General features: G+C 68.5%; 8 protein-coding genes. 2 read left to right on the top strand and 6 right to left on the bottom strand.

Annotated elements, in window-relative coordinates; genetic code table 11:
- Window positions 1-3: 3 nt before the first annotated feature.
- The 6 genes from CHC08_RS07915 to CHC08_RS07890 form a co-directional block, all read right to left on the bottom strand.
- A complete protein-coding gene (locus tag CHC08_RS07915; protein WP_143653141.1) occupies window positions 4-2,181 on the bottom strand; it encodes a hypothetical protein in 2,178 nt (725 codons plus the stop codon).
- Between the two features lie 293 nt (window positions 2,182-2,474).
- On the bottom strand, window positions 2,475-3,539 hold the full coding sequence (locus tag CHC08_RS07910) for an acyltransferase family protein (RefSeq protein WP_179281936.1): 1,065 nt from the start codon (window positions 3,537-3,539) through the stop codon (window positions 2,475-2,477).
- Between the two features lie 354 nt (window positions 3,540-3,893).
- Window positions 3,894-5,030 carry a glycosyltransferase gene (locus tag CHC08_RS07905; protein WP_179281935.1) on the bottom strand — a complete coding sequence of 379 codons (1,137 nt, stop codon included), beginning with the start codon at window positions 5,028-5,030 and terminating at the stop codon, window positions 3,894-3,896.
- Window positions 5,027-6,142, bottom strand: a complete 1,116-nt coding sequence (locus CHC08_RS07900) for a glycosyltransferase family 4 protein (protein WP_089206511.1) — start codon at window positions 6,140-6,142, stop codon at window positions 5,027-5,029. The genes CHC08_RS07905 and CHC08_RS07900 overlap by 4 nt, the downstream gene beginning before the upstream one ends.
- Window positions 6,139-7,389 carry a hypothetical protein gene (locus CHC08_RS07895; protein WP_089206510.1) on the bottom strand — a complete coding sequence of 417 codons (1,251 nt, stop codon included), beginning with the start codon at window positions 7,387-7,389 and terminating at the stop codon, window positions 6,139-6,141. The genes CHC08_RS07900 and CHC08_RS07895 overlap by 4 nt, the downstream gene beginning before the upstream one ends.
- A gap of 121 nt (window positions 7,390-7,510) precedes the next feature.
- On the bottom strand, window positions 7,511-8,227 hold the full coding sequence (locus tag CHC08_RS07890) for a class I SAM-dependent methyltransferase (RefSeq protein ID WP_218825155.1): 717 nt from the start codon (window positions 8,225-8,227) through the stop codon (window positions 7,511-7,513).
- Between the two features lie 704 nt (window positions 8,228-8,931).
- On the opposite strand from CHC08_RS07890, the gene asnB reads away from it, so the two are divergent.
- Both asnB and CHC08_RS07880 read left to right on the top strand, forming a co-directional pair.
- A complete protein-coding gene (gene asnB, locus CHC08_RS07885; RefSeq protein ID WP_089206508.1) occupies window positions 8,932-10,848 on the top strand; it encodes an asparagine synthase (glutamine-hydrolyzing) in 1,917 nt (638 codons plus the stop codon).
- Window positions 10,827-12,164 carry a lipopolysaccharide biosynthesis protein gene (locus CHC08_RS07880; protein ID WP_089206507.1) on the top strand — a complete coding sequence of 446 codons (1,338 nt, stop codon included), beginning with the start codon at window positions 10,827-10,829 and terminating at the stop codon, window positions 12,162-12,164. Before asnB ends, CHC08_RS07880 begins: the two co-directional genes overlap by 22 nt.
- Window positions 12,165-12,254 lie beyond the last annotated feature (90 nt).

Below are 12,254 nucleotides of genomic sequence, written 5' to 3'. Positions count from 1 at the left end.
CGCTCACAGGGATGTGCCGTCCGCCATCCGGTAGACGGCGTAGTCGCCGGAGCGAAACCGCAGGGCCGCGAATCTCCCGATCCCGGAGCCGGTGCTCGCGTGACGTTCGTCGACGAAGAGCCAGCGCACCCCGTAGCGTTCCCGCAGCTGCCGCATCACGGCCGCCGAAGGCGAGACGAAGGCCTCGTCGTTCAACCGGATTCGTCCGGGATCCCAGAACGGCAGCGTGAACGCCTCCTGCCCCGGACGCCAGTGCTCCAGGTTCTTCGAGGCGTACGCCCACCCCTCGACGAGCGCGTGACGCTCGGACAGCGCGGTCAGCCAGAAGTGGCGGCTGTCACACGGGATCTCACGCTCCCAGAGGCAGTGCGCGTTCGTGGCGACCAGGTCGTCCGGCTCCGAATGGTCACGCAACCAGCGTGCGGCGGCCATCGTGCCCGGCGGGATCGCCGGGGTCGTTTCGACGGAGGCGTTCTCCGCGACGCCGTGCCCGATGGCGAGGACACGCCCGTGCAGGTCGGCGGGAAGCCCGATGGCCGCGCACGCGGCGGTCATGAGGGCCCACGCGCGAAGGCGTCCGCGGGTGAGGGTCAGGACGAGGGCCGCCGACGCGGCGACGGCCAGCGACGCGATGTACGGCCGGTACAGAACGGCGTCGTCCTGGCCCGGCCCCAGGGGAATCCTGACGCCGCAGATGAGGGCGACGAGGTAGAAGGCGACCACCCCGGCGGCGGCCGCGGACGCCGCCGCCCGGAGTGACACCCGTGCCCGCCGCAGGACGACGACGAGTCCGTAGGCCGCGACGATCGCCAGATAGGGACAGGCCCCCCAGAGGAAGAAGAGCTGGCTCCGGGTGGGGTGCCCGAGCAGGAACATCGTGCCGAGCCCCGCCGCGCCGATCCCCAGCATGAGGACCACCCCGGGCCGCACGAGCAGCCGCGGCCGGCTCAGCAGCCCAAGGATTCCCGACCAGGTGACGAGCCAGCACAGCAGGAACACCAGCGTGATCCCGAGCGTCGAGGCCGGCGAGGGCACCGCCTGGTCGCCCAGTCCCGTCCACTCTCCCCAGGCCGTACGCATGAAGGACAACGGGTCCACGACGGTGGCGTGGGACGCCCGGCCGAACAGCACGAACTGCGCGTACAGAAAGCACGCGGCGGTCATCCCCAGTGCGGCCAGCGCGGGCCAGGGTGGCCGGCGCCTGCCGACCGCCTCGACCGCGGTCACCGCCAGCAGTCCCGCGCCGAGCAAGGGCAGGTAGGTGGCCTTGGCTCCCATGACCGCCACCAGGAAGACCCCGAGCAGGAGCCATGGACCGGCTTCCCGCCGCCGGCGTTCGAGAAGATCGACGAGAAGGAGCATCACCGGAGCGAACAGGAGCGTGCCGAAGGTCTGGGTGGGACTCGTCCATGCGAGATCCGGGATGCCTCCCCAGGTGAACACCCCGTTCGTTCCCAGATACAGGCTCGGCGCCGTCGCCAGAAGCGTCCCCGCGACGGCCGGCAGCGCTCCCGCGCGGAAGCCGATGACACGCCGCCCGATGGCGCCCAGGATGACCACGAACGCGGCCAGCATGGGCAGCATGGTCAGCCGGAGCAGCAGCATCAGCGGTTCCACCCCGGTCACCCAGCTCGCCGCCGCCATGTGCGCGTAGACGAACCAGTGGTAGAAGAGAGGCTCGCCGTCGACCATGGGCATGGTGGGCGGCATGTGATGCTTCAACTCGCCGATCAGCGCCAGGTGAAAAGGCATGTCACGGAAGGACGTTCCGAGCCCCGGCCAGGTGAGGGGGGTGACCCGGAAAACCGTGCGGGCACTCCAGGCGACCAGATACGCGATGGCCAGGGCGATGGACCACGACCACCAGATCGGCGCTCTCGGGCGGGGCTCGCCCCGCCAGTGCCGGCGGAGCCGGGGAACCAGCAGGAAGGCCGCGTAAGTGGTGACCGGCCACGCCAGGACCAGCAGCGGCAGCCCGACGGCCCGGGCGGCGATGTAGGCGAGCACTTCCACGGCGTAGCCCAGCGCCAGCCCCAGTGCGACCTCCTCCGCCAGCGTGCGCGTGCGGCGATGAAGGGCGCGGATCAGCAACAGGCCCGGAAGCGCCAGCCCCAGCGCGACGTACGCGCCGAAGAGGGCCATGTCCGAGGCCGGAACATCGTAGAGACTCAGCACGGTCACCGTGAGAACGATCACGAACGCCGCCGGCGACCACCTCGACATCGAGGAACGCCATGTCCCCCGACGCCGATCGCCCCGCCCGGCCTCGTTCGCCTGAGCGTCTCCCGCGGGCGCGAACGGGCTCGGCCCGGAACCTCGGACGGGCGAAGTTGTGTCCATGCACGCAAGCCTGGTGACCTCGGACGCCCGATGGAGACTCAGGCACCCGCGCTCGGCGATGTCCTTGCCCGTTTTTGGTGAGGTCCGGCCCCGACCTTCTGTCACGGTGTCGCGGGGTGAAGGTGGTCCTCGCCCTAGCTCTCCTTCCGGCCCACGGCCACAGCGCCGGGCGCGGGCCCCGGAACCAGCCGTGACAGCCACCGCCTCATCGGTGTTTCGATCTTGTCCGCCAGCAGCACGCATCCCAAGACCACCAACACGATGAAGATCGGACCGAGCAGGGGCGAGTCCTCGATCTGGAGACCGAAGATCAGCAGCAGACCGGAGAAAAAGGCGAGCGCCGGCAGGTGCAGCGCGTAGACGGCGTACGACGCGACCCCGGTTCTCTCGCAAAAAAGCCTCGTCATCCCCGAGGTCTCGGTCTTCGCGCCGAGCAGCACGATCAGCGGAAGCACGACCAGTGCGCAGAACAACTGGCCGTAGGCGCCCAGTGGCAACAGCGCCAGCACCGGCATGGCCACGAGCAGCAGGCCGGGTGGAACGCGGCGAAGGGTCACCGCGCGGTGGAATCGATGAAGAAGGATTCCCAGCGTGAACGAGTAGAGGACACGCGGGAAGCCGGGCAGGAACGTGTTCCACCCCATGCCGACGGCAGTGGTCTTGAACAGGAAGGTGTCCACGACCAGAAGCGCCCCGGAGCCGATGACGACGGCGACCAGAAATCCGGTGCGCTCGAGGCGGCGCCAGAACACGACCCAGATGAGATTCGCGGCCAGCTCGAAGAATATCGACCACATGACCGCGTTGAAGGGGAACAGATACTTGTCGAACGGCGCCGGGAGCATGACGGCCGCGAACGGAAGGCTCGGAAGGATCCTCGGCCAGTTCCAGATGTCCGGCCCCTGGTAGTACAGAGCCATCAGCACAGCCTGCAGAATCCCCAGGGTCGTTCCGAGCAGATACAGCGGGTAGAGCCGCACGATCCGTAAACGCAGGAAGTGCAGAGGGGTCATGCCCGCGCGGAAACGCGGCTCGTAGACATGCGCCAGGACGAATCCGCTGAGAACGAAGAACATGTCGACGGCCATCTGCGCGGAGAGCAGCCAGCTTCCGAAACACTGCGGCATGTGGTGCGCCACGATGCATATCGCGGCGACCCCGCGGATCCCGTCAAGCGTTCGAAAGCTCCTCGCTGTCATCGATGCGTCCTTAATCTTGCCTGGCCAGAGGTGTGAAGGCGCCTTGACGGGCGCGGCACCGGACATCGCCACCGGCATTCGTCTCATGAGATGCCCGGAGGTGAACGCTCGTCCGGCTTCGTGTTCCAGCCGATGGAATGGTTGCGTGAGCGACAGCGAAAACGTCGGCGGTCGCATCGTACGTATTCTCTTTCCGCGATTCGGGGACTTCCGAGTCGCGGCATCTGCAAGTCTGTGGAACAGGTCGGTATGAGAGGGCCAAGGCAAGGGAAAACCGCCGGATTCGGGTGGCGCGCCCGCGGGTCCCGGTAACCGGGGTCGAGACGCCGCCGCGCCTTCCCGTGACGCTCCGCGTCAGTCGCGCCGCGCCGCCGCGGTCATCTCCTCGTAGAGGTGCTCGAACCACTCGGCGGTGTCCGCCATCTCGACGCCTTCCGAACTGGCGGCGGCTCCGGAGCGCAGCCTGCGGTGCACGTCGGGTTCCATCGCCTCAAGGATTCCGGCGGCCAGCGCGTCCGGCGACCCCGGCTCCGTCAGGATCCCGTTCCAGCCCGAGCGGACCAGCTCCGGTATGCCTCCCACCTCGGTGGACACCACCGGCACCCCTGCCGCGAGCGCCTCCATGACCACCACGGGCAGCCCCTCGTAGTGCGAGCTCAGGACCACCAGATCGGCCGCCGCGGCCAGTCTCCCCGCCTGCCGCACCCGGCCCAGGATCCGCACGCGGCCGTCGAGCCCGCGCCGCTCTATCTCCCCGGCGACGTGTTCCTTCAGCGGCCCGTCGCCGGCCAGGAGAAAGACCGCGTCCGCCCGTGCCCGAAGCACCTCGGCCGCGGCCTGGATCAGCAGCGAGTGGTTTTTCTCGGGCCGGAAATTGGCGACGCAGGCCACGAGGAACGTTCCTTCGGGGACGCCGAACTCGCACCGGACGCTCGCGGAGCGCGTCGCCCACAGCCGTTGCTCGGTGACGTCCACGCCGTGCACGCGGGTCAGCAGGCGTCGAGCCCCCCGGACGGAGGGTGAGCGTGCCACCTGCGAGGAGACCGCGACGGTCCGGTCGTCGAGCCTGCGGGTGAGCCGGTCGGCGAGCAGGCTGATCCCCGTCGTCAGACGGTTGAAGTGCACGGTGGTCGGTCGCCGGCAGTAATGAACCGTCGACACCAGGAGCGGCCGCCGCCGAGTGAGCCGTACGAACGGCCAGAGCACGGCGGCGGGCGTCGGCGAGTGCACGTTGAGCACGTCGGGGGCGAGCCGCCGAACCGTTCTGACGAGGTCGGCGTAGACGAGGGAACGCGGGCTCGGCCCGAGGTTGACGACCGTGATGCCCGAGGCCCGCAACCGTTCCACGAGTTCGTCGGTCGACGCCTGGAGGCATACGACCGTGTAGTCCTTGTTCACTCTGGGAGCGCGCCGGAGCCGCTCCACGAGAAGCACCTCGGCGCCTCCGGCGTCAAGGGTCTTGACGACCTCGCACACGCGCAGGTCCCTCATCGCGTGTCGCCGTTCCGGGAGCCCGTGGGCAACGCCACGCGGCACCATTCCTCGACCCGGCTCGCGACCACCGGCCAGTCCAGGGCCGCGACCGCTCGCATCCCCAGCTCGCTCATCCGGCTCCGGCCCTCCTCGTCGTCGAACACGGCGCCGAGCACGGCGACCAGGTCGTCCAGCGAGCCGGACCGGAAGGTCCGGTAGACCCCGTGGTCCGGCACCACCGGATCCAGGGACGCCTCCGACGAGAGGACCACGGGCGTCCCCAGGGCCAGCGCCTCAAGCGCGGCCGTGGGCACCCCCTCGCCCTTGCTCTCCAGACGGCGCGAGGCCAGCACGAAGACCTGCGCACGCCGGACGAGCTCGTAGATCTCCTTCCTGCCCAGGTGACCGGCCAGCTCGATCGTTCCGTCGGTTCCCGAGAGCCCGCGTAGCCGGTCTCGCTCCGGGCCCTCTCCGGCGATGACCAGCCGGGCTCCCGGCCGGGTCCGCCGGAGGACGGTCACGGCCTCGATCACGAGTTCGTGGTTCTTCACCGGATCCAGGGAACCGACGCTGACCACGAGGCCCGGGACGCGAACGACCGGATTCCGGAAGCCGGAGACGCCTTCGAGATCGAGCCCGCTCGACATGGCCAGGATCCGCCTCGGATCGACCCCCAGCTCGACGAGATCCCCGTGCGGCCGGGTTCCCAGGGCGATGAACGCGTCGACCGTCCTCAGCGCCCTGCGCGCCAGCGGACGATGTCGCCTTGTCATGGCACCGTGCACGGTGAGGAGCAGCGGAATGCCGCGTCGCCGGCAGACCGGCCCCAGAACGGCCGCCTCAACATGATCTCCATGAAGGTGGACCAGATCGGCGGGACCGGCGTCTCGAAGTGCCCGCCCGACCTCGGCCGCGAACGCGAGCACGTCGGACTTCGCCCCCAGGGCCACGGACAGCGGAGTCGGCCGGGTGGGCAGCACCGTCGCGCCCTCCGGCACGACGTCCCCTCGCCGGAACGCGAGCGTCACCTCATGACCGCGCTTCAGTTGCTCTCGGGTGAGGCATTCGACGTGTCGCTCCTTACCACCCGGTTCCGGCGGAACGCTGTAACTCACCCGGACGATTCTCATTTCCGGAACACGTCCATCCGCTCGCGTATCGGTGCGGACCGCGACGGAAGCCGCTGCCCTCCCTGCTCCGTCCTGGTCCACGCGATCGCGGCCAGCAGGCTCGTGACCAGCACGATCGGAATCCGCTGGCGGAATATCAGGCCGACATTGGCCATCGTCGTCGCATAGGCGATCGTGCTCGGAATGATGAACAGCACAAGGACGAACAGCAGCGTGCGATCGTAGCTCCACAACCGGCGGGCCCCGCGCACCGCGCTGTAGACGAGGTAGTACCAGAAAAAGGTGTCGATCTTTCCCAGCTGCAGCGCCAGGCTGCCGCTCATCCAGGGAAACGGAGCCAGAAGTGTGTAGAGGAGCTTGGGCCCGAACGCACCCCACGCGTTTCCGCTGTCCTCGAACAGCACGCCGGAACCACCGTCGGCATTGGCGTTGCGCGCCACCGCCGACTGACCGTGATCCAGCTGTTCCTGCATCATCGAGAACGGCGAGTTTCCGCCCGCACCCTCAAGAAGCGCCAGGACGACCGCGAGCAGCACCGTGGAGACGACCAGGCCGCGCACGGACAACCTGCGCTTGATGCTCGAAAGCCCAAAGATCAGCGGCAGTCCGCACATGAAGACCATGTACGGTCGCACGTGCCAGAGCGCCCACAGCAGCGGGACCAGCATGAGCAGCTTTCCCACGTCGAAGCGCCGCACGTTCGAAGCGACGAGACCGAGACAGGCCACGACGAGGAACGCGTTGATGCCGTCCTTGAACGTGTCGGACGTGTGCACCAGGAAGGCCGGGAGAAAGGCGACGAAGATCAGCAGCCGGAACGCCGCGGGCTCGTCGGCGCCGATGAGCCGCGCGACCCTGTACATGACGACGCACAGCCCGCAGGCGATGAGGGCCACGACCGCCGTGCAGGCCAGCGGAGCCGGTCCGCCGACCAGGTAGACGACGGCCCCGAAGAGATTGCACGGCACCTCGACGGAGTACAAGGATCCGATCTGATCGGAGGTGACGAACCGAAAGCCCTCACGGTTCCAGTACGCGGCGACCTCCAGCGCCCTGGTCTGGTATGTGTGGTTGTCTCCGCCGTAACCGATGACGCCGGACCGCATCACCAGAACGTGCACGATCAGGCGGACGAAAAAAGCGGCGAGCACCACCGGGAGCACCCGGTTCGCCTCTCGCGTGTCCAGGCTCGCGTGAACCATCAGAACGCAGAGCGCCGTCAGGGTCACGACGATGACGTATTCCATGAGGGAAACGCCTTGGGTCCACATCATGATCATGGTTTGGAAAGCCCGCCCCCTGGTCGATGTGCTGACAAGTGATTCCGCCGAGGCGCCGTCGGCCGCGAGACCGGACCCGATCCGCCGGTCATTTGACGCCGCGGATGACGTACATTCCACGTCGCCGTTCGATCGAGACCTCGCGCAGCGCCAGATCCCTGGTCCAGCGTTCGACGCTCCGGCGCGACTGCGGCTTCTCGTACCGCGGTGACAGCCAGTCGAACGTGTCCAGCACCGACCAGTTCCTCAGCGTCTCCCCGTTTCTCAGGCCCAGGTGCCCGTGGTTCGCGACCGGCACCAGACGGGCGAGGTACGGGCCCACTCCCGGAGCGGCGGAGAGCGCCATGGACAGCGGAAGCAGGCGCGGAACGGCCCTCTCCACCAGTGGATAGAGTTTCGCGGGAGACATCCGCCTGGTGAAGGGCCGCAGCAGCTGCCGGGGGTGCGGATAGGCGACGATCGCCGCGTAGACATCGACGCAGAAGCGGCCTCCGGGCCGCAGATACCGCATTATCGTCTTGAACGTCCGCTCGACGTCCGGCGTGTGCTGGATGACCCCGAAGCAGAGCAGGAAGTCGAAGGACTCCTCGGGAAAGGGCAGGTCGTAGATGCTCGCCTGCACGAGCCGCAGGTTGGGAAAGCGGCCGTTCGAGGCGGCGTTGGCATGGACGGCGCTGGAGATGTCGAACGACGTCACGGTGGCGCCGGTCTCGCACAGCACCTCAGTGAAGCGCCCCGCGCCGCTGCCGCATTCGAGCACGCTCCGGCCCCGCAACTCGTCCACGGACCAGCGGCTCCCGGTCATCAGGCGATCGCGCGAGATCGGCATGCCGGTGTAGGAGTCAAGCTGCGTCAGCCGGTGCCGGTTCCACTGAAATCCGAATCCCTCCGCGTAGTTGTCCCGGGGAACGAACCGTGGAATCCCATTGTCGATCGGATACCTCGCCTCGCACCCGTCGCATCGAAGCTCGTCCCCGTTGCCGAGTGAGCCACCGCAGCGGGGACAGCACAGTGCGGAGTGCCAGGGAATCCCAACGCGGGCACTGCCGGGTACGTTTTCCGCAAGGGTCATTCGACTGCCCATCCAGCGAGAGAAGAGGGAGTTCGACGCCGCAGCCGGGCCTCGGAGTCGTCCTGAGGAAGTCATCGGCCAGGCACGTATGCGAACCGGACATGTTGCCATGAGCGTTGAAACGACGTCGTTCGGCATGCTCGCGTTCAAGCTCGCACGTCACCGCCGGGACCAGGGCGTTCACCCGCGCCCTTATAGGCAATGATCTTCGCAGTCATTACCCGCAATTAAAATTCGCCGCGACACACATCGCTCGCGGCCCGGTCCTGGACGGCCCGGTATGGTCACTCTCGGTATGGTCATGGTGACGTTGGGAAGTCGGGAGATGACTTCCTCAGAGGCCCCCGGCACGTGCCGGGGCGGCACGAAGAGTCCCCGGCGCGACCGTCGCGCGGCGAGGAACGCGTCAACCGGTAACACCGACCAGTGGAGGCCCGATGTGCGGGATAGCCGGAATGGCGTCGACGTCGCGTCCAGACCCGGAGCTCGTTCGCCGCATGTGCGACATGATCGTGCATCGAGGTCCCGACGGTGACGGCTTCCACGGCGACGAGCACGCGGCGCTCGGCATGCGCAGGCTCGCGATCATCGATGTGGCGACCGGCGACCAGCCCGTCTACAGCGAGGACGGCCGGATCGTGGCGGTCTTCAACGGTGAGATCTACAACTTCGCCGAGCTGCGGCGGGAGCTGGCGCACCGGGGACATCGGCTGCGCTCGGCGGGAGACTCCGAGTGTCTCGTTCACCTCTACGAGGAGCACGGTGCCGACATGGTCCACCGGCTGCGGGGCATGTTCGCCTTCGCCCTCTGGGACCGCGATCGCGAACGCCTGATCCTGGCCCGTGACCGGGTCGGCAAGAAGCCGCTGTACTGGCGGTCCGACCACGCCTCGATCTGGTTCGGATCGGAGCTGAAATCCCTCTCCCAGGATTCCGGGATGGACCGCGAGATAGATCCCGTGGCCCTGCATCACTACCTGACCTACCGATACGTCCCCGCGCCGTGGTCGATCTACAAGGGGGTTCACAAACTCCCGCCGGGACACGTGCTCACCTGGGAACGGGGGCAGGTCACCACGCGTCGTTACTGGCAGCCGGACCGCACCCCCCGGCCGGTGGCGGACGAGCGGGAGGAGGCCGAACGGCTGCGCGAGCTGCTCCTGGAGGCGACCCGGATCCGCATGGTGAGCGAGCGCCCCATCGGAGCGTTCCTGTCGGGCGGCGTCGACTCGTCCGCGGTGGTGGCGGCCATGGCCATGCAGAGCGGCGACCAGGTGAAAACGTTCTGCATCGGTTTCGACGAGAGCCTGTACGACGAACGCCACAAGGCGCGGATGGTCGCCGACCGGTACGCCACCGATCATCACGAGCTCGTCGTCACGACCGACCTCCTCGACGTCCTGCCGCGCCTCGCCTGGCACTTCGACGAGCCGTTCGCCGACTCCTCGGCGATTCCCAGCTTCTACGTGGCGCAGATGAGCCAGCGGCATGTCACCGTCGTGCTCAACGGCGACGGCGGGGACGAGTGTTTCGGCGGCTACCAACGCTATGCCCTGATGAACCAGGCCGGCCACATCCCGGCCATGCCCCGCGCCCTCGCGGCGGTGTCCGCCCGCGCCGGCGCCCTCCTGGTCGAGCGGAGCGGATACAAGTCGGCGAGGAGACAGCTCGGCCGCCTGGTGCGGTTCGCCGCCGAATCCCCGTCGCGGCGCTACGCCTGCCTGATGTCCTGCTTCACGCCGGAGCAGAAGTTCGAGATCTACACCCACGGGCTCCGCGACCGGCTGGCCGGCGTGGACAGCTACCGGCTGCTTGAGGAGCTCTTCCAGGACTCGTCGGCGACGACCGACCTCGCCCGGGTCCTGGAGGTCGACACCGCCACCTACCTGCCGTACGACCTGCTGGTCAAGGTCGACATCACGACGATGGCCAACTCGATGGAGGCCCGCTCCCCGTTCCTGGACCATCACCTGCTGGAGTGGGCGGCGGGCCTCCCCGACGCGCTGAAGGTCCGCAACGGCCAGACCAAACTGCTGCTCAAACAGGCGGTCGCCCCCTGGCTTCCGCAGGAGCTGCTGCACTATCCCAAGCAGGGGTTCGGCGTGCCGCTCGCCGCCTGGCTCCGGGGAGAGCTGCGAGATCTCGCCCACGACCTGCTCACCGACGGCACCGCCCGCGGCAGGGGTCTGTTCCGGCCCTCAGTGGTCCGCGGCCTGCTCCGGCGGCACGCCGCCGGCGCCGACCACAGCGACCGCCTGTGGGCGCTGCTGCAGTTCGAGCTCTGGCACCGCGCGCACGCGGTTCCGGGTGGCCCCGTCATGACGGAGATCGGATGCCCCGCGTCCCGAGCATGAGCGTGACCCTCACCGGCGCCGTCCAGACGACGGCCAGTCACCTGCTGCGGCTGACGCTGGCGGCGCTGACGGGTGTTCTCATGGCGCGCACCCTCCAGCCCGAGGGCCGGGGTATCTACGCGATGATCGCGACCACCGGCGGCATCGCGATCGTCATCGGCAGCCTGTCGATAGGGAGGTCGCAGATCGCGCTGTGGCCGGACGGCGCGCGCCACCGGACCCTGACGGGCAACGGCCTGCTCCTCGGGTTGGTCCTGGGGGTCGCGTCCGCCCTGGTCACCCTGGCGATCGTGATCACGTTCGTTCCTCTCACCGCGCCTCATCTGCTGGTCGTCGCCCTGCTCGCGGTGCCGTTCGGCGTCGCGGCGGTCAACCTCAACGGGATCGCGCTCCTGCGCTCCCGCATCGGCCTGGCCAACCGGACGGTCGTCGCGTCGGCGCTCGTCCTGAACGTGCCGGTCCTGGTGCTCGCGGTCATCGGGCACCTCACCGTCACGGCGGTGGTCGTCTGCTGGACGGCGGCCATCGCCGTGCCCTTCTGGCTGCTCCTCGGTCCCCTCGGCCTCCGCTCCATGCGCGTCGAGGCGGCGCTCGCCCGGCGCCAGCTCGCCCTGTCGTGCCGCTACCACGTCGGGGTGGTGGCGTCCCACCTCCTGTTGAGCGCCGACATCTTCCTCCTGAGCGCTCTCGTCTCCCCCGCCGAGGTGGGCCTGTACACCGTCGGAACGGCGTTCCTGACCTTCGCGCGCGTACCGGCCGACGCGGTGACCCAGATCGCCCTCCCTCGCCAGGCGATCCAGGACGAACACGCCGCCGGGGACGTCACCGCCCGCGTCCTGCGGGTCAACCTGCTGATCTCCTCCACCCTCGTCGGCACCCTGGCGATCGTCTCCCCCGTTCTCATCCCCCTCCTGTACGGCGCCGCCTTCGCCCGCAGCGTGGCGCCGCTGCTCCTCCTCGCTCCCGGTGTGATCGCGCTGTCCCTGATCCGGCCGGTCGAGCAGTACCTCGTACGGCTGGGCCGTCCGATGACCATGACCGCCATCGCCCTCGGCGCCCTCGCGGCGAACCTCGCGCTGAACGCCGTGCTCATCCCGCGCTGGGGAGCCTGCGGCGCCGCCCTGTCCGCCACCGTGAGCTACACCGCGATGCTGGCGGTCGAGGTCGTCTGGTTCGCCAGGGCGGCCTCGGCCGGGGTGCGCGAACTGCTGCCTCAGGTCTCCGACCTGCGCTCCATGGTTTCGATGCTCTCCGGCGCGGGCCGCACGCCTTCGACGGCGGCGACGCGGCAGGCGGAGGACCGGGTCGTTCCGTGAAGGTCACGGTGGGTTTTATGCGCACAACAACCAAACCTGATCATGCGCAGGTAGGGAATAGGGAAAACATCTCGCCGCGACCGTGACGGT

This window comes from Streptosporangium subroseum, assembly GCF_900188345.1.
In the GTDB taxonomy this organism is placed as follows: domain Bacteria; phylum Actinomycetota; class Actinomycetes; order Streptosporangiales; family Streptosporangiaceae; genus Streptosporangium; species Streptosporangium subroseum.
The sequence above is the reverse complement of the archived record's forward strand: the minus strand, read 5'-3'. Positions and strand labels throughout refer to the sequence as shown.